Here is a 25,998-nt window from a genome sequence, read left to right as displayed (position 1 = left end):
CGCTTCTCATCCCTGGGGCACTGTTTCCATAAATGGCGTCCGTTTTTCCAGCCTGTCGGAAAGATCGGCAAGATTGGGTGAGGTATTGCGCCAATCGATTTCGGGAAAGCGAAAAGCAAGGTAGCCCAGGGTGCAGCCGAGAGCAATATCAGCCAGCGTATAAGCATTGCCGTCGCACCATTTTTTATCGCCCAATTCGTGTGCGGCCGTTTCCAGGCCACGTTCGACCTTCTTTTGCTGGCGTGAGATCCATTCCGGACTTTGCTCGGCGTCACGGCGTTTGCGTTCTAGGAAAATCGTGGCGGCGGCGTCGCAGATACCATCCGCCAGCGCCTCCCAGCGTTTTACCATGATGCGGCGGCGGTTAGGCTCGGGAATCAGGCGGGACACGGGATTGACACTGTCGAGATATTCAACGATCACGCGTGAATCAAATAAAGTCGTGCCATCGTCCATGATCAGCACCGGTATCTTGCCCAGGGGATTGTGATTCGCCACATGACTATCCGCATCCCAAGGGACGTCTACCTCAAAATCATAACCAATTCGCTTTTCTGCCAGGACAATGCGCGTCTTGCGCACGTAAGGGCTGGTGAGTGATCCGATAAGCTTCATGGCATCCTTGGCGGCAATTTATCCAGGCGCGATTATACCGGTTTCGCTCCTGCGTGGCATAGTCCAGGCATTTGTCTACCTATGTTAAAATGATCGTCAAAATGATCCGGCCACTGGAATCATTAATGAAGAATCAACAATATGAACTCGTCTTCCCTCACTGCCCTTTCCCCCCTTGATGGACGCTATCACGGCAAAGTCGCAAACCTGCGGCCCTATTTCAGTGAACTTGCTCTAATTCGTTACCGCGTCCAGCTGGAAATCGAATGGCTCAAAGCATTAGGGCGTATCGCGGCTATCGCTGAGGCGCCGCCGTTTTCCAGCAGTACTATCGAGCAACTTGACAATCTCGCGGTGAATTTTTCCGAAGCCGACGGTGAAGCGGTCAAGCTTATCGAAGCGCGTACCAATCACGACGTCAAAGCCATCGAATACTGGCTGCGGGAACGTTTGGCGGAGAACGTTGAAGTCGCGGGGGTTACGCAATTTATCCATTTTGCCTGCACTTCGGAGGACATCAACAACCTCTCTCACGGACTGATGCTGATGCACAGCCGCGATCGGGTAATGCTGCCGGCTTTGGATAAAATCATCGCCAAGCTTATCCAGATGGCACATGAACTGTCTGATATACCCATGCTTGCCCGTACGCACGGCCAGCCCGCTACACCCACTACAGCAGGCAAGGAATTCGCCAATGTCGCCTATCGACTCCAACGTGCGCGGGAACGTCTTGCCACAATAACCATTCTTGGAAAAATCAATGGAGCAGTGGGTAACTACAACGCTCATTTAGCCGCTTACCCGAATTTCGGCTGGGAAAAATTCGCGCAGGATTTCGTAGAGAAACTTGGTCTGGAATTCAATCCCTACACCACGCAGATTGAACCGCATGACGCCATGGCAGAACTGTTCGACGCTTATGCGCGTATCAATGCCATATTGCTGGACCTTAACCGCGACGTATGGGGATATATCTCACTCGGTTACTTCAAGCAAAAAACCAGGGGAGAAGAAGTCGGTTCATCCACAATGCCCCATAAAGTCAACCCGATCGATTTTGAAAACTCGGAAGGCAACCTGGGGATTGCTAACGCGCTGTTACGGCATTTGAGCGAGAAGTTGCCCATATCGCGCTGGCAACGTGATCTGACGGACTCCACCGTGCTTCGCAACATGGGCGTAGCGTTGGGACACACGTTGCTGGCATACGATTCTTGCGGCAAAGGAATGAGCAAGCTGGAAGTCAGCCCCGAACGTTTAATGGAAGACCTGGAGGGTGCATGGGAGGTCCTGGCAGAGCCGATCCAGACAGTCATGCGCCGCCACGGCATACAGAATTCCTACGAGCAGCTGAAAGAGCTGACTCGCGGCAAAGGCGGCATTACGAAGGATATATTGCATAAATTCATTGATGATCTTGCTGTTCCAGGAGCGGAGAAAAAACGCCTGCGGGAAATGACGCCGCAAACTTACACCGGCAAAGCCGCTGAGCTGAGTCGGAGAATTGGAAATTAAAATTGATAGGATGCGTTCAGCGGCTTCGCCATCGGATCTTCCATGGTTTATTGGCATTCGGCTCAATTCTTCCGATTTGATCCTTCCTGATGGAACAGTTGCGGAACCTGCAAGGTATTTCCCGATCTTGAAATTGGAAAAATCATCCCGATATGTTTTAGACGAGAAATAAGGAGAGACCCAATGGCAGACAAACAACAGCCCCAGCCAGACCACCCCGAATTGACAGCAAGCGCGGACGAGGCCGCATCGGAGGTCAACGAAAATAAGACAGCCGAACATGTGAAGGAAACGATGCCGAGTCTTGAACAATTACTGAAGAAAGCCGAACTTGATGCCGCGGAACATCACGACGCCTGGTTACGCGCCAAGGCCGATGCGGAGAATATACGAAAACGTGCGCAGATTGATGTGACTAACGCGCATAAATACGCGATCGAAAATTTTTCCACTGAACTGCTGGCGGTAATGGATAGCCTGGAAGCGGCGCTGGCTGTAGAGAATGCAACAGTCGAAAACTTCAAGAATGGAATGGAGTTGACCCGCAAGCAGCTCACTACGGTTTTCGATAAGTTCAACATCAAGCTGATTGACCCGACCGGCGCGAAATTCGATCCGCATCTGCATCAGGCAATGTGCACGGTAGACTCCGACCTTGCCCCCAACACTGTGGTGCAGGTGATGCAAAAAGGCTACGTTTTGAACGATAGGGTAATTCGGCCGGCACTGGTATCGGTCTCGAAAGTCAAAGAGACTTGAAATCCCGCTCGGAGCCCCCATTTCCCGCATTGGCGGATATTCAGTACTAACTCCTACACAAACACAAGGATCAAATCATGGCAAAAATTATTGGCATAGACCTCGGTACCACCAACTCATGTGTGGCCGTTATGGAGAATGGCAAACCCAAGGTGATAGAGAATTCGGAAGGTGCGCGTACCACGCCTTCAATCGTCGCCTACACCGAAGACGGTGAAATCCTGGTTGGGGCCTCCGCCAAACGTCAGGCGGTTACCAATCCAAAGAATACGTTGTTTGCGGTGAAACGCCTGATCGGACGCCGGTTCAATGAGGAAATGGTGCAGAGGGATATTAAAATGGTTCCCTACAACATCATCAAGGCCGACAACAATGACGCCTGGGTAGAGGTGCGTGGCAAGAAAGTCGCGCCGCCCGAAATTTCCGCCCAAGTGCTGATAAAAATGAAAAAAACCGCCGAGGATTATCTGGGCGAGCCAGTGAGTGAAGCGGTGATTACTGTTCCCGCATATTTCAACGATTCCCAGCGCCAGGCGACCAAGGATGCCGGACGCATCGCCGGGCTGGAAGTCAAACGCATTATCAACGAACCAACTGCGGCGGCATTGGCTTTTGGCATGGATAAAAAAGAGGGCGACCGCAAGGTGGCAGTATATGACCTCGGTGGAGGCACTTTCGATATTTCCATTATCGAAATCGCGGAAGTGGAGGGTGAGCACCAGTTTGAGGTGCTGGCAACCAATGGCGACACTTTCCTCGGCGGCGAGGATTTCGATTCACGCGTCATCGAATACCTTGTGGATGAGTTCAAGAAGGAAAGCGGCATTGATTTGAAAAAAGATATGCTGGCCCTGCAACGCTTAAAAGATTCGGCGGAAAAAGCCAAGATCGAGCTCTCGTCCAGCCAGCAAACAGAAGTCAATTTGCCTTACATCACGGCGGATGCTTCCGGTCCCAAGCATCTGGCGGTAAGAATTACCCGGTCCAAGCTGGAAAGCCTGGTGGAAGAATTAATCGAGCGTACAGTAGAACCTTGCCGCATCGCTATCAAGGATGCCGGGGTGAAGATTTCCGATATTGAGGACATCATCCTGGTGGGCGGACAAACCCGCATGCCCAAGGTGCAGGACAAGGTGAGGGAGATTTTCGGCAAGGAGCCGCGCAAGGATGTGAATCCGGATGAAGCGGTTGCGGTAGGCGCTGCTATCCAGGGTGGCGTGCTGCAGGGCGAGGTGAAGGACGTGCTGCTGCTGGATGTTACCCCATTATCGCTGGGAATTGAAACGCTCGGCGGCGTAATGACCAAGTTGATCCAGAAAAACACCACTATTCCGACCAAGGCGCAGCAGGTGTTTTCAACCGCCGACGAAAACCAGACCGCGGTAACCATCCACGTGCTGCAAGGTGAGCGTGAGCTTGCGTCCGGAAACAAGAGCCTGGGCCAATTCAATCTGAGCGAGATTCCTCCAGCGCCGCGTGGCATGCCGCAAATCGAGGTGACATTTGATATCGACTCCAACGGCATACTCCACGTCTCGGCCAAGGACAAGGCCACGGGCAAGGAAAACAAAATCAAGATCCAGGCAAGCTCCGGTCTGTCTGATGATGAGGTGCAGCGCATGGTCAAAGATGCCGAAGCTCACGCCGAGGAAGATCACAAGACGCTGGAGCTCGTCACTGCCCGCAATCAGTGCGACGCAATGATCCACTCGGTGAAAAAGACATTGAAGGAACATGGCGATAAACTGGACGGTGACGAAAAGTCAAAAATAGAAGAGGCTCTGAAGGATGCGGAAGAAGCGCTGAAATCCGGCAACAAGGAGGCTATTGAGGCAAAAACGCAAGTACTCGCCGAGGCCTCGCACAAGTTGGCGGAAAAGATGTACTCGCAGGAGCAGACTCAGCAGGCGCAGCAGGGCGAGCCCGGCGCGGAATCGGCCCCCCACGGAGGGGAAAAGCCCGTAGAGGGGGAGGTGGTCGATGCTGAGTTTGAGGAAGTAAAAAACAAGAAATAACTGATTTACGGCTGCTGGAACATCCAGACGCAGAGGCGCGGAGAGATGGATTTAAATTCTCCTGCGCGCCCTGCGTTTGCTTTGTTAGAAGAGAGCAGGGTAACAAACAATTGAAATAACCTCCTGCTCTTCCATTTTTCAAGAAAATAGATATGAGCAAACGTGACTATTATGAAGTGCTGGGCGTTAACCGCGACACCAGCGAAGAAGAAATCAAGAAAGCCTACCGCAGGCTGGCGATGAAGTATCATCCGGATCGTAATCCGGATAATCCGAAATCGGAGGGGCACTTCAAGGAGGCGAAAGAAGCCTATGAAATACTTTCCGATCCCAAGAAGCGCATGGCATACGACCAGCATGGCCACGCCGGTGTGGATCCAAATGTAGCAGGAGCGGGTAGTGCTCAAGGATTTGCTGATGCGTTCGGCGACATATTCGGCGATATCTTTAGCGGGCGCGGAGGACATGCAAATGTCTATCGCGGCGCCGACTTGCGCTACAACCTGGAAATTTCGCTGGAACAGGCGGCGCGTGGAACTGAAACGAAAATTCGTATCCCCACCATGGAAGTTTGCGGTACCTGCCATGGGAACGGCGCCAAGCCGGGCACCTCGCCCACCACCTGCCCGACCTGTAACGGCCACGGCCAGGTACGAATGCAACAAGGATTTTTCTCAATCCAGCAGACGTGCCCTAAATGCCACGGCAGCGGCAAATTTATTTCAAGTCCTTGCATCACATGCAATGGTGCGGGACGGATCAAGCAACATAAAACGCTCTCGGTAAAAATTCCTGCCGGGGTGGATGAAGGCGATCGTATCCGTTTGTCCGGGGAAGGCGAGGCCGGCGTCAACAATGGCCCGCAAGGAGATTTGTATGTGGTTATCCACCTATCGCCGCATTCCGTTTTTCAACGTGATCATAACGACTTGCACTGCGAAATGCCGATAAGTTTTACCACCGCTGCGCTGGGCGGAGAAATTGAGATTCCCACACTCGACGGCCATGCCAAAATCAGGGTGCCGGGGGAAACCCAGAGCGGAAAAATTTTCCGCCTGCGCGGCAAGGGGATCAAAGGTGTGCGCGGCAATACCCAGGGTGACTTGCTGTGTCATGTGGTGGTTGAAACGCCTGTCAAACTCACCACTCGTCAACGAGAGCTATTGCAGGAGTTGGAATCGATCACCCAGGAAGATCACTCTCGTCACAGTCCCCGCGCCAAATCCTGGATGGATAAGGTGCGCGAGTTCTTTGCGGAGTAAAATCCTGTTCCGGTTGCAAGGAAACGGCCCGGGACTGCTGGTCTGATGGCTGCTTCCAGCTCCCGCATCCCATTTGACCCCGGCATTTCTCACTCCGTGATGATCATGAGCATGGTATAGGCAACGATCAGCCATAAGCGGCTTTAATGTGCGAAGGAATTCGACAGCAATTAGAGCTCGTTAGCGGTCTGATGCAAGTGAGGGGGCACGAGAGCATGAACTATCACTGGTCTGCCCCATAGCGCCGATATCGCGGCGCGCGCCTGCTCTTGTGGGGCACTGGAGAAGAATTGTTCGTACCCTCTCTGGCTTCGTAGCGAGGTGATGCGATGGGAACCGAGCCGTCGTGCGAGTTCACGCGCCACTGCATCAGCTGAATCGACTATTGAGACACTCGGGCCGACAATTTCTCCGATGAGCTGGCTGAGAAACAGATAGTGAGTGCACCCAAGAACAATCGTGTCTGCCCCCACTTCGAGAAGCGGTGAGATATACCGTAAAAGAAGCGATCGTGTGGTGTCACTGGTGAGATCTGTTCGCTCGACTTGTTCCACCAAGCCGGGGCATGACTGCAACAGAATCCGGACATCATTGCCGTAGAGTGAGCAGAGGCGCGCCACGTTGGGACTTGCGAGAGTTTGGCTCGTGGCAAGCACGCCGACAACCCTAGACCTTGTGCGGCCAGATGCTGGCCGGATGGCTGGCTCCATCGCCACTATCGGAACAGGGCACCATACTCGAAGCTTTTCAACGGCTACGACGGTGACCGTATTGCAGGCGACAACGATCGCCTTAACGCCGAATGCGAGCAGAAACTCAGTAATTATGGTAGCTCTGTCTTCGATAAAGGCGACCTGCCGATCGCCGTACGGTGCATTGCCAGAATCTGCCACGTACGACAAGTGCTCTGCCGGAAGTTCACGCCGAATGCTACGAAGAATGGATAGGCCTCCAACCCCGGAGTCAAAGACACCTATGGGGGCTTCATTAGGAGGCATTCTCATATTAAGTGTGAGACATTCAGTATCCGGTTGATTACCACTCGCCGCGTAACACCTTCTCTGCCCAGAATAGCCCGGAAACGCTTTTATTATCGGTGATTTTTCCTGACTTCACCCATTCCAAAGCCGTGGCCAACGTCAGGTTAAATACCTCCAGATGTTCCCCATCATCAAGATTTTCGCCTTGAAAGCTGAGTCCTTGGGCAAGATAATAAATTAACCTTTCATCGGAATAACCGATACAGGGGTGAAGCGTAGCGAGATACCGCCAATTTTCCGCCGTATAGCCTGTTTCTTCCAGCAGCTCACGTTGCGCACATAACAGCGGTTCTTCGCCGGGATCGATTTTTCCGGCAGGCAGCTCGAAAAAATCCCGGTGCAGCGGATAGCGATGCTGGCGTTCCAGCACCAGTTCACCACTGTCGAGCAGCGGAATGATAACGACCGCACCGGGATGAGTGATGTATTCACGTACCTTTATTTTGCCGTCGGGCAGGCGCGCTTGATCCTGATACACGTGCAGAAGATCGCCATTGAACACGTTCAAGGTGCTGACCGGTGTTTCGGTGAGATCGAGGGGTGGCTTGGACATGAAGGAAAAGGATTTCGGTAATGAATCGGATAAGCGATCCTATTATGCAGGAGTGCGAGGGGAACGTGCCGTTGCACCATTAGCCGCAGATTATATACCCCGCATAACATGACGTGCCAATCAGTTACTCGCCTCCGTTAGCAGCCGTGCCGCGGGAAACCGTGCGCTGAAACAGCTGCCCTTGCCCGATTCGCTGTCGATTTCCAGCGTTGCCTGATGACAATTCAGCACATGCTTGACGATGGCGAGTCCCAAGCCGGTACCGCCGGTTTCACGCGAACGCCCGCGGTCCACCCGGTAGAAGCGTTCGGTCAGGCGCGGGATGTGCTCGCGCTCGATGCCAATGCCGCTGTCCTGGACCGAGAATACGCCTTGTCCGTCACGGATTACCCAATTCAAGGAGATTTCGCCGCCATCGGCGGTATAGCGTATCGCATTGCTGACGAGATTACTGAAAGCACTGCGCAACTCATCCATGCTGCCCAGCAATTTTGCATCGGTATCGAGATTGAGGCTGATATGATGATGCCCCCCACTCAAAGATTGCGCTTCATGATACAGCTCCCGCAGCATTTCGGGAACGTTGATGTTTTCCTCGCGTACCAGGTTTTCCGTATCTTCCAGCCGTGACAACGTCAACAAGTCTTCTACCAGCCGCTGCATGCGCCTGGTTTGATCCGTCATCAGCGTCAGTACCCACTTGCTTGTTTCGGGATCCGAGGGACTCTCTTCCGACAGTGTTTCAAGAAATCCACCGATCACGGTCAAGGGGGTGCGCAATTCATGCGAGACATTGGCAACAAAATCCCGGCGCATGGTTTGCACTCTTTCAAGACGGGTGACGTCACGACTGATGAGCAGCTTCTGCTTATCGCCATAAGGTACGAATTGTAGCGAGAGGGTTAGCCCCTGTTGCAGGGGTTGCTTGATTATCAGCGGCTCGCTGTAATTGTGCGCGGCCAGGTATTCAGCGAACTGAGTTTGGCGTACCAGATGGCTGATATGCTGGCCGGCGTCGAGATTGGAGTCTATGCCAAGATGTTTTTCCGCCACTGGATTGCACCATTCGATACGATCTATCTCGTCCATAATTATCACGCCTTCCGGCATGGCCGAGGTGGCGCGCTGCAGGCGCTCCAGGGCGGAACTGATTTGGCGGTGGCTCTTGCGCTGGTCGCGCATAAGGCGTGTCAAGCGTGCAAAGACGTCTCCCCATTTTCCGGAGCTATCGGGCAATGCAACGGACGTAGATTCTTCGGCTTGGAGCCACCTGTCCAGTATCGTCAGGTGACGCCAATGATGAATGACCAGCAGCAGCAGTACAACGCCATAACATGCCAGGGTCGCGACGGCGCCCAGCGTCGCCAAGAGTATACCGGTAACAACGGCAATCAGAATGAAGGCGATGAAGCGCTCCCAGAAACCGGACACGTAGTTATTTCGAAGTGTGAAGTTGGACCATCAGTTCCACATATCCTGAATGCCGCGGTTGGACAGAATGGAGCAAAAATCTTGACGGGCCATACTGCCGGGCTGAATAAAGCGTGAGTAATGCGCTGAAGGATAAGCGGATCAACGCCGCATTCAGGATTTCATATGCCCGCTGTCTGGGCTGCGGATAAGCGATAGCCGGATCCCCTCACAGTTTGCACCAGCTCATCCTTGCTAACGGGCTCCAGCGCTTTACGCAATCTGCGAATATGCACATCCACGGTACGATCCTCGACAAACACGTGATCTCCCCATACCTGGTCCAGCAGTTGCGAGCGTGTGTGCACCCGCTCGGCGTGAGTCATGAGGAAATGCAGCAAGCGGAATTCGGTAGGTCCAAGCGTTACTTCATTATCATTCGCGGTCACGCGATGCGTCGCCGAGTCAAGCCGCAATCCACCGATTTCGACGACATCGTCCGCCGCTTCCGGCGAGCGCCGCCGGAGCACCGCTTTAATCCGGGCGAGCAGCTCGCGCGGCGAAAAAGGCTTGGTAATATAGTCGTCTGCGCCGATTTCCAGTCCTGCCACCTTGTCGCTCTCTTCCGCGCGCGCCGTAAGCATGATAATAGGGATGGTTTTGGTGCGTGTTACGCGCCGTAACATGCGGGCGAATTCAACACCGCTCATTCCCGGCAGCATCCAGTCAAGCAGCACGAGGTCGGGCAGCGCGTTATTCACTATCTCCATTGCCTGTTCCGCATTTCTTGCGCCAAAAACGACATGCCTCGCCTGCCGCAGGCTATACGAGATCAATTCCTGAATTGCAGGCTCATCTTCCACCACCAGTATTGTCGCTGCCATAGCTTTTTCCTTTTATCGGTGAAATATTCCTTCGATATTGCAATAGTATGTAAGCAATATTGCGGTTTCGTGACACCTCAAGCTGTTTCCGCAGGAAGGCTCCAACCATGTCGTAATATTAGTCCTAAAAAACGAGAATTACCCGGAAATCGTTGACATTCGTGCGGGTTGGGCCGGTGATGACCAACCCGCCGAGTTGTTCAAAGAAAGTATAAGCGTTATTGCCGGCGAGCAAGGCTGCGGCATTGATGCCCATTTGCGTGGCGCGGCGTAATGAATCCGACGTGGCGATTGCGCCGGCGTTGTTTTCCGAGCCGTCTATGCCGTCGGTATCGCATGCGAGAGCATGGACTCCAGGTAAACCGTTAAGTTCTATTGCAAGCGACAGCAGGAATTCAGTGTTGCGTCCACCGCGCCCTTCCGCGCATAGCGCAACTGTGGTCTCGCCTCCGGAAATCAGCGCTACCGGCGGCTTCAAGGGTTGGCCATATTGACGGATCTCCTTCACCAGCGCAGCGAAAACCTTGGCAACGTCGCGTGCCTCGCCGGTGATGGAATCACCCAGTATTGCAGCGGGAATTCCTTGATGACGAAAGTATTCCGCTGCCGCCACCAGCGAACCATGCGCGGTAGCGATCACCCGGTTTTCCACGTTTTCAAATATCGGATCGCCGGGCTTGGGTGTCTCGTTGCGCTTACCCCGTGCCCCTGCCAGCAGTGTTTCCATCACGGCGGCAGGCGCATTGATTCGATAGTATTCGAGTATTCCCAGCGCGTCCGAGTAGGTCGTCGGATCGGGTGCGCAGGGGCCGGATGCGATATTCGTCGGATCATCTCCTGTCACGTCGGAAATAATCAATGCCAGTATCTTCGCATGACATGACGCTGCAAGCCTTCCACCCTGAATGGCGGAAAGATGTTTGCGGACCGTGTTAATCTCCTGAATTGCCGCTCCGCAGCGAAGCAGTTCCCTGGTGACGTTTTGAAGATCATCTATCGATACGCCTGTCACCGGCAACGACAACAGGCTTGAACCGCCGCCGCTCACCAGGCACAGCAATAAATCCCCGACGCCGAGTTTTTCCACTTCCGCCAGAATTTTCCTTGCCGCCCGTTCACCCTGTTCGTCAGGCACTGGATGCCCGGCTTCGACTACCGTGATTCGTTCAAGTGGCAAGCCGTGGCCGTAGCGAGTGAGAACAATTCCATCCAGTCTCGCGTTCCTTTGCCAATGGTTTTCCACCGCCAAGGCCATTGCCGCAGCCGCTTTGCCAGCGCCGACCACCAGGGTTCGGCCTCCAGGTAAATCAGGCGGCAAGTGCTGGGGGACGATACGCAGCGGATCGGCGGCGTTGATTGCGGCATTGAAGCTATCGAGCAGGAGCTTACGGGGATTCATGTTGCCGCCGCTTTTTGCCGTTTACATACCCGGCAACGATGTGAGCGCGTTCTTCAGGTAATGCCCGGTAAAGCTTCTTTTATTCGCTATTATTTCTTCCGGCGTACCTTCAGCGATGATGCGTCCGCCGCCTTCGCCACCCTCGGGACCGAGATCGATAATCCAGTCGGCAGTTTTGATCACGTCCAGATTATGCTCGATGACTACCACGGTGTTGCCGTGGTCGCGTAGCCGATGCAGCACCTTCAGCAGCAAATCGATGTCTTGAAAATGAAGGCCGGTGGTTGGCTCGTCAAGGATGTAGAGCGTGCGGCCGGTATCACGCTTGGAAAGCTCCAGCGAGAGCTTGACCCGTTGAGCCTCTCCGCCGGAAAGCGTAGTCGCGGACTGGCCGAGGGTGATGTAGCCCAGTCCCACATCCAGCAGTGTTTTCAGCTTTCGGGCCACAACCGGCACGGGGCTAAAAAATTCGTGGGCATGTTCCACCGTCATTTGCAGAATTTCGTTGATGTTTCTTCCTTTGTACTGAATCTCCAGGGTCTCCCGGTTATAGCGCTTGCCGTGACAGACATCGCATGACACATAGATATCTGGAAGAAAATGCATTTCAACCTTGATCATGCCGTCGCCTTGGCAGGCTTCGCAGCGCCCTCCCTTGACATTGAAGGAAAACCGTCCTGGTCCGTAGCCACGTTCGCGCGCCTGGGGCACACCCGCAAATAATTCGCGGATAGGAGTGAATAGCCCGGTATAGGTAGCCGGATTGGAGCGTGGCGTGCGTCCGATGGGGCTTTGGTCCATATTGATGACTTTGTCAAAGAAGGCCAACCCCTCCAGATTTTGATACGGTGCGGGTTCCGCACTGCTGCCGTAGAGATGCCTTGCCGTTGCAAGGTAGAGCGTTTCGTTGATGAGGGTTGACTTGCCCGAGCCGGATACCCCGGTGATACAGACAAACAATCCCACCGGCAGGTTGAGATTGACGTTTTTCAGGTTATTGCCGGATGCGCCTTCGATTCTGAGCCAGCGATCCCTCTTCGGTTCGGTACGCTTCTTTTGTAGCGCGATGATCAATTTGCCGGAAAGGTACTTCCCGGTGAGCGACTCCGGATTTTCCTGAATCGCTGCTGGTGTGCCTTGCGCGATGATCGATCCACCATGCTCGCCGGCGCCGGGACCCATGTCCACCACGTAATCGGCAGTCAGTATGGCGTCCTGATCGTGCTCCACCACGATGACGCTATTGCCAAGATCGCGCAGGTTCTTGAGCGTCTCCAGCAGGCGGCCGTTGTCCCGCTGGTGCAGGCCGATGGAAGGCTCGTCCAGCACATACATTACGCCCGTCAGCCCCGAGCCGATCTGGCTGGCGAGGCGGATACGCTGGGATTCTCCGCCAGACAGGGTATCGGCGGAGCGGTCCAGCGACAGGTAATCCAGGCCAACATTATTGAGGAATAGAATGCGGCTGGAAATTTCCTTGACGATTCTTTCAGCAACAGCGTGCTTTTGTCCCGCGAGATTTACCTGATCGAAAAAAGCCTTTGCCTGTTTCAGAGGCAGGGCGTTGATTTCATAAATAGCCTGCCCTCCTACCCGGACATGGCGCGCTTCGCGGCGAAGGCGAGTGCCCGCGCATTCAGGACAGGTCTGCGAATTAAGGTATTTTGCCAATTCCTCGCGTACAGTTAATGAATCGGTTTCTTTATAACGGCGCTCCAGGTTCGGGATAATGCCTTCAAAGGCATGCTTCCGGTGGTTCCGGCTGCCGCTTTCGTTCAGATACGAAAACAGGATTTTTTCCTTGCCCGATCCATACAGGACAATATCTTGAATTGTTGCAGGCAGTTGTTCAAAAGGGATTTCCAGATCAAAATCATAGTGCCCGGCAAGGCTTGCAAGCAACTGATAATAGAATTGGTTACGCCGGTCCCACCCCTTGATCGTGCCGGAAGCCAGCGATAAATGCGGGAAGGCGACAATACGCCTGGGATCGAAGAACGTGATTTTTCCCAGGCCATCGCACTTGGGGCAGGCGCCCATTGGGTTATTGAAGGAAAATAACCGGGGTTCGAGTTCCGGCAGGGAATAGCTGCATACCGGGCAACTGAACTTTGCCGAAAAAAGATGCTCGTGGCCGGAATCCATTTCCACTGCCAAAGCGCGACCGTCGGCATGGCGCAGTGCGGTTTCAAACGACTCCGCCAATCGCTGCTTGGCATCAGGTGAGACTTTTAGCCTGTCTATTACCACTTCCACCGTATGTTTTTTTGTTTTTTGCAACTTTGGCAGTGCGTCAATTTCGTGCACTTTGCCGTCTACCCGCAGCCGTACGAAACCCTGTGCACGAAGCTCATCGATTAAGTCCATCTGCTCGCCTTTGCGTCCCACCACCAGCGGCGCGAGAATCATCAACTTGGTATCCGGCGGCAATTTCAGTACATGATCGACCATTTGCGAAACACTTTGTGCGACCAACGTGATGCCGTGTTCGGGGCATTGCGGATCGCCCACGCGCGCGAATAGCAGGCGCATGTAGTCATGGATTTCGGTGACGGTCCCGACAGTGGAGCGCGGGTTATGCGAGGTTGCTTTTTGCTCGATGGCGATGGCGGGGGATAAGCCTTCGATCAGATCGACATCGGGTTTTTCCATCAATTGCAGGAATTGCCGCGCATATGCCGAGAGCGATTCCACATAGCGCCGCTGACCTTCCGCATAGAGCGTGTCGAACGCGAGCGAAGACTTTCCGGATCCGGATAAACCGGTGACGACTATCAGCTTGTTTCGCGGCAAATCAAGACTGATGTTTTTGAGGTTGTGCGTGCGTGCGCCGCGAATCTTTATGAGTTCCATGGGGCTGCTGAGAGCGGTCAAACCTGTTAATATACTCAAGTTTCCCGCGTTTTCCCAATCTGATTCATGTCCGTATCATTACCCCCCGAAAAAATGTCGCCGATAGAGATGCGCGCTACCGCCGGTTTGGCTGGTATCTATGGATTGCGCATGTTCGGAATGTTCATTATTCTGCCGGTATTCGCATTTTACGCCGAGCACTTACCGGGGGGCGACAATTACACATTAATCGGTATCGCCCTCGGCGCCTATGGGCTTACCCAGGCAATACTGCAAATTCCTTTCGGCTGGCTGTCCGATCGTATTGGGCGCAAGCCGGTTATTTATATCGGCTTGGTCCTGTTCGCCGCAGGGAGTTTTATAGCGGCATCCGCCACTGACATCTACTGGGTAATTTTTGGCCGCATTATTCAAGGCGCCGGGGCAATTTCCGCCGCCGTGATGGCGCTTGCCGCCGACCTAACCCGCGAAGAACATCGCACTAAAGCGATGGCTGCAATTGGCATGACCATAGGCGTCACCTTCGCGCTCTCATTGATTGTCGCACCGGCACTCAATCGTTTGATTGGCGTGCCCGGAATTTTCGCTATGACCGGAGTACTGGCGCTGCTGGCGATTGCGGTAGTTTATAAGATCATTCCCGATCCGCTAATCAGCCGCTTCCATTCCGACACCGAAGCGTCCACCGGCCGCTTCGGCAACGTATTGCATAATCCCGAATTGCTGCGCCTGGACTTCGGTGTATTTGCATTGCATGCCGTCTTGATGGCCCTGTGGCTGGTCGTGCCATTGTCATTGCGCAAGGCGGGACTGGCGGCGGACTCTCACTGGCAAATATATTTTCCGGTGCTGCTTCTCTCCCTGGTGTTGATTGTCCCGGCGATTATCTACGCCGAAAAGAAAGCAAAACTCAAACCGGTTTTTATCAGTGCAGTGGCCGTGTTGCTGGCAAGCCAGGTATTGCTGGCATACACGTCCGATTCTTTATGGGGAACGGCAGCGGCGCTGCTGGTATTCTTTGCCGCATTCAATCTGCTGGAAGCGACGCTGCCTTCGCTCATTTCCAAGATTGCGCCGGTCGGCGCGAAGGGCACTGCCATCGGCGTCTATAGCAGCGTTCAATTTCTTGGCGCATTCACCGGCGCAACCGCCGGTGGCTATCTGTACGAACATCATGGCGGTTCCGCGCTGTTTGCATTTTGCGGGGTACTGCTGACATTATGGCTGATGTTTGCCGCCACCATGAAAGCGCCCGCCGCAGTGCGGACCAGGATGTATCACGTTGAAGAAATGGATACAGGCAGGGCCAGCGGATTGTCGCGTCAATTGGCATTATTGCCCGGTGTGCATGAGGCGCTGGTGCTGGCGAGCGAAGGCGTGGCGTACCTCAAAGTGGATATGAGGGGTTTTGACGAGAAAGGGGTTGTTCAATTACTGGGGGGGGAGGCGTAATGGCATCAGTCAACAAGGTTATACTCATCGGGAATCTCGGCAAGGATCCGGAGACCCGTTATATGCCGAACGGCGACGCGGTGACGAATATTACTTTGGCAACCACGGAAACCTGGAAAGACAAAAACGGTGAAAAGCAGGAAAAAACCGAATGGCATCGCGTCACGTTTTATCGCAAGCTCGCCGAAATCGCCGGTGAATATCTGAAGAAGGGCCGACCAGTGTACGTCGAGGGACGGCTGGAAACCCGAAAATGGACCGATAAGTCGGGCGCCGAGCGCTACACCACCGAGATCATTGCCAGCGACATGAAAATGCTGGGCAGCAAACCCGGCAGCGGCAGCTATGACGCAGGAGAGAGGGAAGAGGGGGGCTCCGCGCCGAGCACACCTGGCAGTAAAACTTCCCCCAGAAGCAGCAGCGGCTTTGACGACATGGATGACGATATTCCCTTTTAGCGTGGTGCAATAATCGGTGCTGGCTTGGCGATACGCGCTATTCGTAATCGATCAGCTACAGTCTGTCAGCATATGCTCGTTCTGACCTCGTCTCTGGGAATCTCTGACGTAAATGACATAGACATAGGGGCTTTAAAGTGCTGTGCACCTCTTTCAAGATCGCGGAAGCTACCCTTATATCCAAGGCTTACTCATACCCTGGGGAGATATGAAAAAACTGTTTCTGATTATTGTTACGCTGCTTGCATTTACCGCCCCGGTCTACGCGGCTCTCAATATTAATACGGCGACTCAAGCCGAGCTTCAGACCCTCCAGGGAATTGGCCCGGCGAAAGCCAAGGCTATCATCGATTATCGCAAGAAAAACGGCCTGTTCAAATCAACGAATGATCTGGAAAAGGTCAATGGCATAGGCCCGGGTATCATGAAACGAGTCCGCAAGGATATTACCGTTGGCGGCGCCACTGCAGCCAAGAAGGAAATGGACCCGCTGCCAGGAAAGAAAAACCAGTCCACTGGTAAGTAAGAAAACTCCATCTTTGGCAGGATGGTGGAGTCTGCAAGCTCAATCCATCATGTCAATTCTTCCGATGGGGCGAGTCGGTCCGTCCCTCCTACCCGGGCTGTATGCGATAATCCGGATGATCTTTCACGAATTTCTTACGAATTAACCGCCCATGTTCAAAACTATTGAAGACTTTGTCGGCAACACGCCACTGGTAAGACTCAAACGCCTGCCGGGAAACACCAGCAATGTCATCCTCGTCAAGCTGGAGGGCAACAATCCCGCAGGCTCGGTAAAAGACCGTCCGGCGTTATCGATGATCACGCACGCACAAGAGCGCGGCGATATAAAACCAGGGGACACCCTGATAGAAGCTACCAGCGGCAATACAGGCATCGCCCTGGCGATGGCGGCGGCGATCATGGGTTATCCCCTGATACTGGTGATGCCGGAGCACCTGAGCGTGGAGCGGCGGCAATCCATGAAGGCATTTGGGGCGGAAATCGTGCTGACTTCAAAAGATGGCAGCATGGAAGAGGCAAGGGATGTGGCCGAGAAGATGCGTGACGAGGGGCGGGGGGTCATCCTTGATCAGTTTGCCAGCCCTGATAATCCGCGAGCGCATTACGAAGGTACCGCTCCCGAGATCTGGCGTGATACCGGAGGGGAAGTTACCCATCTGGTGAGTAGCATGGGCACCACCGGCACGATTATGGGGTGCTCCAGATATTTCAAAGAAAAAAATCCGGAAATTCAGATCATCGGCGTGCAGCCGGAAGAGGGTGCCCAGATTCCGGGCATCCGCAAATGGCCGGAAGCCTACCTGCCAAAAATCTACGATGCCAGCCGGGTAGATTGCATTATGCTCGTTTCTCAGGCAGAAGCTGAGGAAATGACCCGGCGCCTGGCGCAAGAGGAAGGGATTTTTGCCGGAATTTCGTCAGGAGGCGCCTTGGCGGCGACACTCAAAATTTCGGCCGAAGTGCACAACGCGGTGATCGTTTCGATCGTTTGCGACCGCGGCGACCGTTACCTTTCCACAGGGGTTTTCCCCGCCTGAGTAGAAAGCAAACAGAGAGCTCCCATTCGCGTGACACCAGTACTGGTTTTCGATATCGAGACCGTTCCCGATACAGAGGGATTGCGCAAGCTTCACGACCTCGGTCCGGAGCTTGCGGCGGTTGATATCGCCGACATGGCGTTTCAATTACGCCGCCAGGCTGTCGGCAACGATTTCCTGCAGTTGCATGTGCAGAAGGTCGTGGCAATTTCGTGCGCACTGCGCGACAAGAACGATTTTTGCGTCTGGTCGTTAGGCAACGCGGCGGATTCTGAAGAGGAACTCATCCGCCGATTCTTCGAGGGCATCGACAAATATAGCCCGCAATTGGTTTCCTGGAACGGCGGCGGCTTCGACCTGCCGGTGCTCCATTATCGCAGCCTGATTCACGGCCTGTCGGCCCGCCGCTATTGGGACATGGGCGATGATGACCGGGAATTCAAGTGGAATAATTACGTCAGCCGCTACCATAGCCGCCATCTCGATTTAATGGATGTGCTGGCGCTGTACCAACCGCGGGCCAATGCGCCGCTGGACGATTTGGCGAAGCTGATGGGCTTTCCCGGAAAGTCCGGCATGAATGGTTCCCAGATCTGGGGCGCATTTCAGAACGGCGAGATTGCTGCAATCCGTAATTACTGTGAAACCGATGTGGTAAATACCTATCTAGTGTTTTTGCGCTTTCAGCTCATGCGCGGTATTTTTGACGGCGATCAGTATCAACGCGAATGCGAACTGGTGCGTTCTACATTGAGCAGGTCTTCCGAACCTCACTGGCAGGAATTTCTCGGTCAATGGCCGTAGCGTAGCAATCTGCGCTCTCATCCTTTCGTAATTTCGGAGTTCATAAAGCTAAAGCTATGCCCGCTCCCGTCACCATCGAATCCCTTGACCAGGAAGGCCGTGGCGTTGCGCACGCGGAAGGTAAAGTCATTTTCATTGAAGGTGCGCTGCCGGGCGAAGTGGTTACCTATAACGCCTATCGCAAGAAATCAAATTTCGAACTCGCGCAGGTGGGGCAGATTCTCAAGCCAGCGTTTATGCGCGTCGCCTCGCGATGCGGGCATTTCGGGATATGTGGCGGATGCAGCCTGCAACACATGGACGCTCGCGCCCAGGTCGCGGCGAAACAGCGCATTCTGGAAGACAACCTCAAGCATATCGGCAAGGTCGAGCCCGAACTTATCCTGCCCGCTGTGCACGGAGCAGCCTGGGGTTACCGCTACCGCGCGCGGTTATCAGTGCGTTATGTGGCCAAGAAAAGCGGTGTTCTGGTGGGTTTTCACGAAAAGCGCCGCAGCTTTGTCGCCGATATGCAAGCTTGCGAGGTCATGCCCCCTCGTATTTCCGCACTTATCATGCCATTACGGGAACTGGTCGGTGGTCTATCCATTCGTGACCGAGTCCCGCAGATCGAGGTATCGCTGGGCGACGACGTGGATAGCCTGGTATTGCGCATCCTGGCGCCACTTAACCCGCAAGATGAAACATTACTCAAGGCTTTCGCCGACCAACATCATGTTCAATTCTTCCTGCAGTCCGGCACCCGCCCGGAGACCGCTTATTTGTTCTACCCGGAGAACGCGCCGGAATTGAATTACACTCTGCCGGAATTCGATATTGTCATGCCCTTTCATCCGACCGAATTTACCCAGGTTAACCCGGCCATGAACCGGATACTGGTAAGGCGCGCACTAAGTCTCCTCGACCCGAAGCCGGGGGAGCGCATCGCGGATTTATTCTGCGGATTGGGGAATTTCACCTTGCCGATGGCGCGGTGTGGTGCGCATGCCGTGGGTTACGAAGGCAGCGCGGCGATGGTGAGGCGGGCGGGAGAGAACTCGAAACGAAACGGGCTTTCGCGTCATACCAGATTCGTCGAAGCCAACCTGTTTGAAGTAAACGGAGCGTGGATGCAAGAGCAGGGGCATTTCGACAAGATGATGCTCGACCCGCCTCGGGAGGGCGCGATCGCCGTGGTTAATTCCTTGGGAGAGGGGAAAGCCATGCCCTCGCGCATCGTTTATGTATCCTGCAATCCGGCTACGCTTGCCCGTGATGCAGCCGTGCTGGCCCACGGCAGAGGTTATGCGTTAAAGGCAGCGGGCGTAGTCAACATGTTTCCGCACACCGCGCATATCGAATCTATTGCGCTGTTTGAGCAAGCTGGAATTGAGAAAAAATAAGGAGAAATGCAAAAGGGCGGCTGTTGCCAGCCGCCCTTTTCATCGGAAATTACCTGGAGACCGTCAGTTAGTCTCTCTCACCCGAGAACGCCAACAACAGGTGCAGCAGGCTGGTGAACAGGTTATAAAGGCTAAGGTAAATACCCATCGTTGCCATGACGTAGTTGGTTTCTCCACCGTTAACGATACGGCTCACATCAAACAGGATGAAGCCGGAAAACAGCAGCACCGCAACAGCCGATATGGCGAGTGAGGCTGCCGGCACGGCGAAGAACAGGTTGGCGATGGACGCGATGATAAGCAGCACCAGTCCCACGAACAGGAAATTCTGCATGAAGCCGAAATCCTTTTTCGTTACTGTCGCTATCCCTGCCAGGGTAAAGAAAATCAGTCCTGTACCCGCGGCAGCCGTCCCTACCAGTTGTGCGCCGTTCTTGAAATGAAGCGCATATTGCAGCATGGGGCCTAGCCACCAGCCGGCAACGAAAGTAAATAAAAACAATAATCCGATGCCTATTACGCTATTGCGGGTAGCGCTCACCCCAAACAGCAAGCCCATCATCACGGCCAACATCACCAGCGGACCCATGATTGGCGCTTGCGCGAGGAACGCGAAATTGGTGCTCATCCCGATCATCGCACCGATCATTGTCGGGATCATGGTCAAGGCCAGCATCCAGTAGGTATTGCGCAGGACCTTGTTGCGCGCAACAGCAAGACCTGTTTGCGCGGTCGTGCCAGAATATCGTAGTTCAGGTTGCATGACGTCTCCTTGGTTGACGAAACTTATACACGCATAAGACTACGCATGTTTGAGAAAAGTTGCAATCTTAATATCCCTACTTCTGGCATGGCTGGCAAAAGAAGCCCTAAAAAGGTATTATTCGTGCCAGCAACTGGGAGGCGTGGCCGAGCGGTTTAAGGCAGCAGTCTTGAAAACTGCCGTAGGGGCAACTCTACCGTGAGTTCGAATCTCACCGCCTCCGCCAGAGACCTCGGAAGCACGCGGTTTCAAGGCTATTGCTTTTATTACCCACCATTAAGCCCCCCATTCCTTGCAATTACCGCATGCTTTATACCGGTATTTAATTTACGTTGGCTGACACTCAGGTATGCGCAAATAGCTGGTATCTTACTTCATAGGCAGCGTTCGAGTCTGTCGAGCCCGCCGATGAGCGGTTACATTGCAAACTATAAAAGTCCCCTGCGTGAGAGGGTGTCCTCCACATTTAACATGCAATCCGTTGTATTTACGCTATTTTCAACGGAAGACATCGCATAGTTACCACGTTTGTTACCACGCTTGCGGCCTACATACTCGCCCTCATCAACTTTATTGAGCTAGCGAACGAGAAGGCTTCCGAACTTGAGACCTGCGGATTAACAGCATTCAGATTATCTGATGGCTTCTATATTATTCCCAACAGTTTAATTTTTTGACTATTTTACTGCCAGACATATCTGCATTAGTTCTCTTGATTCTCGTGAATTGTGTAATTTTCGCTGCTCAATTACACAGGAATTACACAGACATTTTCGCATAAATTTTTACCCGTATTTTTACCCATTTAAAAAGTTGCTGCGACTCGTACAAATCTCGTTAGAGAAACAGTCAGTCATATGGAAGTCTCGACAGTTTGAAAAACACGAGCTACCTCAAAAATTACCCCCATAGATAGGCGCTGCTGGGTCGTGCCCTGCTATTTAGTACACAGACCAAAAGAGTTAACTGCGGAGGTCTGTGATAACGACTCGAGGTTTTCCGACGGCGTTTGATTACTTCCTACCTGTACAGTCTCGTTGGATGCAACTTTTGAAATGCTCTTATCCAGAATCAGATAGGGTACCTTGGTGCAGTAGAGGATACGTACTGCAATCGGACGTGTCTTGATAGGGCTATTCGCACGTTCGCTGACCTCAGCAAGCCTTTCAGCGAGATAATTTCGATGCAAACTTACTCTACGTTCTTGCATCCAATTTACTGGGGGATATAAATGGGCTATGCGAGCCTCCTCCCTTGGCAAGTTATACACAAATTCATCTATTGTCGAATAAAAACCGGGGGGGCAATCTTTCCGTCTGAGAATCGGCTCGACAATATGTCCTAACAGCTCGCCAAACGCGCCCAATTGTAAATTCACTTGCGAAAGCGCCTTCAAGAACTTCAGCGCGACGGTGATCGCGGACTCGACCTCGGTCTCAGGGTTCTCCAGATGCCGCTTGACGGCTTGTATCCCTTGTTGAATGTAGCTGCCTTGCATAACCATCCAAATCAAATCGCGTGGACCGATCGAAACAAACCTGCGGTTTGTCAGAAATTGTTTGACGTTAAATTCAGAGACTTTGGAGGACGAAATTTGGCCAGTGCGTAAACAATGCATGAGCAGCGCCTGGGGCCACACTCCATTCAATTCAGCACCGACCTTAGCGATCAGGCGTAGACGGCCATCAAGTGTTAGAAGAGTTGCGTTGCAGTCCTGTGCCAGCAAGAGTAACTCGCGTTCCTCGTCCTGCAATTTATCCACGAAGTGAGGTACCTCTGCCGGCGCTGTCAACTCTCCATATGCCGGTTGAACGGTACAATACTTCTTGGCAGCATTCACCAGTTCTGTGGCGAATGCAATTCGTCCTTCTCTAACTTTCTCATCGAACTTGATGAAGCAGAGTTGGCCGTCGATGTCTATGGCTGTGCCAGCTGACTTATCCTCTTCCGCGTTGCAGAGATTTTCTTCTAGAGTTGCCATTGTGACGGGCGAGATGTAGATCTTCGGCAGCGCGGCAAGCGCTTCTGGAGCCCCTAAATTCACCAGTTCTGTCAAAGTCAGCGAATCAGTCACATAAGATGCGTTAGTACGAGCTAAGGCGGCTAAGGCGTCATCCCTTTCCTGAGCGAGCCCCATACCTACGAAAATAGGTGGTGCATTTGAAGGCCAGCCGGAAACAACATCGACAGGAGACCTTCCCAGCATTACAGCAAGGCCGGAAAGGGTGAAATGTCCAGCACCATAGGCTTCGATAATCTGTCGGATAATTTCCGTGCTGCGTTTGACCTCCTCGTGCATATGAGCGAGGTCCTTGACGACGTCACCGGATGTTCCTACCGGGACAGCTTTCAGGCTTGGGAGGCCACCAAAACTCTTAGCACGTTCTGTTACGACTTGGAGCAACCACCTATATGCCGACTGTACCGACTTCACGGTGTATTTTTGTGTACCACCGAAGGCTTTTTCTGGCACATCCACTGTCTCGCCGATCGCGGCTCCTATGAGCAATACGGCTTCGGGAGAGTCTGGCTCGAAAAAGCCCGTCCTTTTCGGAAGTGGACCAATGTCTGAAGGATCAATCACCACATGCAGTTCATGACCAACATTATCCATGAGTATAACGGAGCTTCCTGCAATCACAGTGGATAGGTTGTCGTCCATGAGTGGAAGATTACTGGGAGCTGCCATGACACTAATAAAGTATGCCGAAAGTGCCTCTGGCTCATCGAAATTGCTCCGAACTATATGGTACAGCCGTCTAAGCCCCCTCGATACCTCATCGTATCGGAGTTCAAGGCCGGCAAGCTGCGCTAAGTTTCGGATAGAGCCGCTGAGTCCTTCCGGTATCTGACGAACCACGTCTTGAAAGGCTGCCGGTGTTTCGACATGACGGACAATATGAATTTTAAACAACCAACTGATAGCTTCAGCCGGCGCCTTACAGATCTGTGTATTGGCTAATGGAAGTAAAAATGCCCAGTCCCTAACGTTTTGTCCGAGGTTCATTGCCAAGGCACGTATCTCGTCATTCTCCACCCAATCATGAGGTAACTGATTCAAAAACTCCTTTGCCTTTTTCCTGCTGCCGGCTTTAACGTAGCAGGTGAGCAGCCTAATGTGGAGATCGGATATTTGCCCCGCCGTTGTCAACGGCTCATAAAGTACAGCAGCCTCCATCCACCGTTCGGCTTTGAAGAGTAACTCGGCGAGCATAAACCGATCTGATTCAGAGCTGTCTGCATTAACAAGTAACTTAGCCTTGTCAATCAATTCGGCAGCCTCTAGCGGACGGTCGACGGTGGACAACACACGCGCAGCACCACAGATCAGAATTAGGTTCTCATTTGCCGCAATCTTTGCGTCAGCAATTTCCTTAATGACACAGTCTTTCTCTCCACCACGAGCGAGAGCGGTCCATCGAAACACAGAAAGAATGTCTAACGTCGCCGGACATTCAGATGACCAACCCTTTGCCCGAGCAACAGCCTCTCCTAGGAATTTGATATCTCCACGTTTCGCAGCCAGTTCGGCGACCACTACAATTGACTCACAGGTCAGATCTGCCAAACGTGCTTGCCCAAGTTCCAGTGCTTCTTCACCACGCTCGAGTTCGGAAAGCGCTTGTATGCTGATGCGGAGCAGCTCTTTGGAGTTAATCTCGCGTGTTGCGGCTTCTTGAGTAAGCTTTAGGGCACTTTTGGGGTCCTTTCTTAAGAGAAATGCGAAACCTATACATGCTGCAGCTTCTTCCATAGCTGAGGATTGCACCGACCAGAGCCGCTCATGACGTGGTTCAAACAGTGTGGTCACCCGATCTAAAGCTTCAAGTCGATTTTTTGGCACCAGTCCGTACATTGCGGCTACAGGGTTCCTTGCAATGTCCTCAATTATAAACTGCAGCGTCGTCATCCGGATGAAGAAGCCCGCTTCGGGGTAAGCTGCCGCCTTCTCGGACAGATGCAGCGCCTCGGCAAAGTCGCCCTGTCTTCGAGCTGCAACAGCGAACATGTGTAAGACATCGGGCTCCTCCCGCATATGAGAGGGGACGTCCACCAGGCTTACTACCTGACCGTTTGTCATCCTCGCATTAATGTATGTAAGCCATATTTGTTGTGAGACAGGGAACCGGTTTACGGCTAGCCGGCCAGCTTCGAGGGCGGCATCGATATCCTCATCGAGTATAAAGCCTTGGATACGGGCGGCAGCTATTCGCTCGTCATCCGGATAGAGATCGGCCGCCTTTTGGAAAAGACTGGCCGCTTCCTTGACATCGTCACGGCTTAACCACAAGCAGAGGCCCCGCTGTAAATGCCAACGGGCCTTCTGATGTGCATCGAAAGCCTCAAGATCTTTGCCAATTGCAGTAACGTGTGAGAGGCCGTCTCTATAGCGACATGCTTTCAACAGGTCATTCGTGCGGTCGAGTTGTGCCGAAATAAATTTATTAGCTGAGTCAGTTCGCCCGGTTGATAGGATCTCAAAGCTTTTGGTCGTGGCATGTATTGGATAGCGGGAAGTGGAATGCTATCTGGCCTTGGTAGCACACTGTCCAACTTTTGCTCAAGACGGTGGTACGCCGCACCGGCTGAATGAGGTGCATAACTATCCAGGAGTGCGTTGAAGCTGTTGATACGGTTCTCGATGTCTTCCCAGAACTCGACCTCAACGGTAAATAACCCTTGAGCCTCTCTTGCGTCTGACATCACCTGGACCTGGTGAAGAAGGGGTGCACTGCTTGGTGACGTTGTAGCGATAATCAGAATCTTAATAGGAGTCTTGTATTTATCTGCCTTCTTAACCTCGTCGTCGACATGCTTGAATTCAAGCTCAATCTTGAAGTACTTCTTACATTGAACCCCGATGCGGCCAATACTTTTAGCATTGACGAAGACATCAACGCCCCCTTGAGCTTGCCCTCGTCGGCCATTAATTTTAGGTTTTGGATCCTCGAAAACAACACCGTAGACTTGAACGCACATTCGTTCAAAGTCTCCTTCATTTTTTGGCAGTGGTATTTCGGATGGTACAGTATGCAAGCGCGGGTTCCAATCGCTATCGTTCAACGACGCTGATCACTCGATTTTATCGAACTCAGCAGTATTTACCACTGTAGCGAGGTACACCCGAGAATCAGTGTGGGTATTCGGGCGTTAAGCATGAAGACGCCGCTTAGTGCGAGGATTGCTAAAGCCTGGATTAAGCACCTTATCTTGTTTAGATAATTGCTGCGACTTGTACAACGCCATTATGACTCTTGCTTCAGCT

The 25,998-nt window shown here is 53.0% G+C and carries 20 protein-coding genes and 1 tRNA gene; 11 read left to right on the top strand and 10 right to left on the bottom strand.

Translation table 11 applies throughout. The features are described from left to right. Positions 1 to 6: 6 nt before the first annotated feature. Positions 7 to 615: a glutathione S-transferase gene (locus BLP45_RS07755; RefSeq protein WP_090371441.1), complete on the bottom strand. Its 609-nt coding sequence runs from the start codon at positions 613 to 615 to the stop codon at positions 7 to 9. Positions 616 to 756: 141 nt separating this feature from the next. On the opposite strand from BLP45_RS07755, the gene purB reads away from it, so the two are divergent. The 4 genes from purB (at position 757) to dnaJ (ending at position 6,169) form a co-directional block, all read left to right on the top strand. Continuing rightward, complete coding sequence (gene purB, locus BLP45_RS07750; RefSeq protein WP_090371439.1) at positions 757 to 2,133, top strand: adenylosuccinate lyase; 1,377 nt, start codon at positions 757 to 759, stop codon at positions 2,131 to 2,133. Between the two features lie 183 nt (positions 2,134 to 2,316). Continuing rightward, entirely contained in the window at positions 2,317 to 2,892 is a 576-nt protein-coding gene (gene grpE, locus BLP45_RS07745; protein WP_090371437.1) for a nucleotide exchange factor GrpE, read from the top strand. Between the two features lie 77 nt (positions 2,893 to 2,969). Beyond that, positions 2,970 to 4,907 carry a molecular chaperone DnaK gene (gene dnaK, locus BLP45_RS07740; RefSeq protein ID WP_090371435.1) on the top strand — a complete coding sequence of 646 codons (1,938 nt, stop codon included), beginning with the start codon at positions 2,970 to 2,972 and terminating at the stop codon, positions 4,905 to 4,907. A gap of 152 nt (positions 4,908 to 5,059) precedes the next feature. After that, on the top strand, positions 5,060 to 6,169 hold the full coding sequence (gene dnaJ, locus BLP45_RS07735) for a molecular chaperone DnaJ (protein ID WP_090371433.1): 1,110 nt from the start codon (positions 5,060 to 5,062) through the stop codon (positions 6,167 to 6,169). Between the two features lie 170 nt (positions 6,170 to 6,339). Here dnaJ and murI read toward each other — a convergent pair whose 3' ends face one another. The 6 genes from murI to uvrA all read right to left on the bottom strand — a co-directional run bounded on the left by murI (position 6,340) and on the right by uvrA (position 14,308). Next, the gene (gene murI / locus BLP45_RS07730) at positions 6,340 to 7,167 is read right to left on the bottom strand and encodes a glutamate racemase (RefSeq protein WP_090371431.1); all 828 of its coding nucleotides are present in this window, start codon (positions 7,165 to 7,167) and stop codon (positions 6,340 to 6,342) included. Positions 7,168 to 7,204: 37 nt separating this feature from the next. Then, positions 7,205 to 7,762 carry an NUDIX domain-containing protein gene (locus tag BLP45_RS07725; RefSeq protein WP_090371429.1) on the bottom strand — a complete coding sequence of 186 codons (558 nt, stop codon included), beginning with the start codon at positions 7,760 to 7,762 and terminating at the stop codon, positions 7,205 to 7,207. Between the two features lie 120 nt (positions 7,763 to 7,882). Continuing rightward, entirely contained in the window at positions 7,883 to 9,193 is a 1,311-nt protein-coding gene (gene phoR / locus BLP45_RS07720) for a phosphate regulon sensor histidine kinase PhoR (protein WP_090371427.1), read from the bottom strand. Between the two features lie 161 nt (positions 9,194 to 9,354). After that, a complete protein-coding gene (phoB, locus tag BLP45_RS07715; RefSeq protein WP_090371425.1) occupies positions 9,355 to 10,056 on the bottom strand; it encodes a phosphate regulon transcriptional regulator PhoB in 702 nt (233 codons plus the stop codon). 124 nt (positions 10,057 to 10,180) lie between these two features. Then, positions 10,181 to 11,455, bottom strand: a complete 1,275-nt coding sequence (locus BLP45_RS07710; RefSeq protein ID WP_090371423.1) for a glycerate kinase type-2 family protein — start codon at positions 11,453 to 11,455, stop codon at positions 10,181 to 10,183. 21 nt (positions 11,456 to 11,476) lie between these two features. Beyond that, complete coding sequence (gene uvrA, locus BLP45_RS07705; RefSeq protein ID WP_090371421.1) at positions 11,477 to 14,308, bottom strand: excinuclease ABC subunit UvrA; 2,832 nt, start codon at positions 14,306 to 14,308, stop codon at positions 11,477 to 11,479. A gap of 93 nt (positions 14,309 to 14,401) precedes the next feature. Between uvrA and BLP45_RS07700 the strand changes: the two genes are divergently transcribed. The 6 genes from BLP45_RS07700 (at position 14,402) to rlmD (ending at position 19,969) form a co-directional block, all read left to right on the top strand. Then, on the top strand, positions 14,402 to 15,760 hold the full coding sequence (locus BLP45_RS07700) for an MFS transporter (protein WP_090371567.1): 1,359 nt from the start codon (positions 14,402 to 14,404) through the stop codon (positions 15,758 to 15,760). Further along, complete coding sequence (gene ssb, locus BLP45_RS07695; protein ID WP_090371419.1) at positions 15,760 to 16,218, top strand: single-stranded DNA-binding protein; 459 nt, start codon at positions 15,760 to 15,762, stop codon at positions 16,216 to 16,218. Before BLP45_RS07700 ends, ssb begins: the two co-directional genes overlap by 1 nt. 208 nt (positions 16,219 to 16,426) lie before the next feature. Then, on the top strand, positions 16,427 to 16,744 hold the full coding sequence (locus tag BLP45_RS07690) for a ComEA family DNA-binding protein (RefSeq protein WP_090371417.1): 318 nt from the start codon (positions 16,427 to 16,429) through the stop codon (positions 16,742 to 16,744). 151 nt (positions 16,745 to 16,895) lie between these two features. Continuing rightward, positions 16,896 to 17,783: a cysteine synthase CysM gene (gene cysM, locus BLP45_RS07685; protein WP_090371415.1), complete on the top strand. Its 888-nt coding sequence runs from the start codon at positions 16,896 to 16,898 to the stop codon at positions 17,781 to 17,783. Between the two features lie 30 nt (positions 17,784 to 17,813). Next, a complete protein-coding gene (locus BLP45_RS07680; RefSeq protein WP_090371413.1) occupies positions 17,814 to 18,587 on the top strand; it encodes a 3'-5' exonuclease in 774 nt (257 codons plus the stop codon). A 56-nt stretch (positions 18,588 to 18,643) separates the two neighbouring features. After that, positions 18,644 to 19,969, top strand: coding sequence for a 23S rRNA (uracil(1939)-C(5))-methyltransferase RlmD (gene rlmD / locus BLP45_RS07675; protein WP_090371411.1), 1,326 nt, complete (start codon positions 18,644 to 18,646; stop codon positions 19,967 to 19,969). A gap of 67 nt (positions 19,970 to 20,036) precedes the next feature. On the opposite strand, the gene BLP45_RS07670 is transcribed toward rlmD, so the two are convergent. Next, the gene (locus BLP45_RS07670; protein WP_090371409.1) at positions 20,037 to 20,732 is read right to left on the bottom strand and encodes a Bax inhibitor-1/YccA family protein; all 696 of its coding nucleotides are present in this window, start codon (positions 20,730 to 20,732) and stop codon (positions 20,037 to 20,039) included. A 136-nt stretch (positions 20,733 to 20,868) separates the two neighbouring features. Here BLP45_RS07670 and BLP45_RS07665 point away from each other — a divergent pair. Further along, positions 20,869 to 20,958 (top strand) — tRNA-Ser (locus BLP45_RS07665). A gap of 711 nt (positions 20,959 to 21,669) precedes the next feature. On the opposite strand, the gene BLP45_RS07660 is transcribed toward BLP45_RS07665, so the two are convergent. Both BLP45_RS07660 and BLP45_RS07655 read right to left on the bottom strand, forming a co-directional pair. Further along, entirely contained in the window at positions 21,670 to 25,137 is a 3,468-nt protein-coding gene (locus BLP45_RS07660) for a tetratricopeptide repeat protein (protein WP_090371407.1), read from the bottom strand. After that, positions 25,134 to 25,796, bottom strand: a complete 663-nt coding sequence (locus BLP45_RS07655) for a hypothetical protein (protein WP_143002421.1) — start codon at positions 25,794 to 25,796, stop codon at positions 25,134 to 25,136. The genes BLP45_RS07660 and BLP45_RS07655 overlap by 4 nt, the downstream gene beginning before the upstream one ends. Positions 25,797 to 25,998: the final 202 nt, after the last annotated feature.

This window comes from Nitrosospira sp. Nl5 (assembly GCF_900102495.1).
GTDB lineage: Bacteria > Pseudomonadota > Gammaproteobacteria > Burkholderiales > Nitrosomonadaceae > Nitrosospira.
This window is presented reverse-complemented; position numbering and strand designations above follow the sequence as displayed.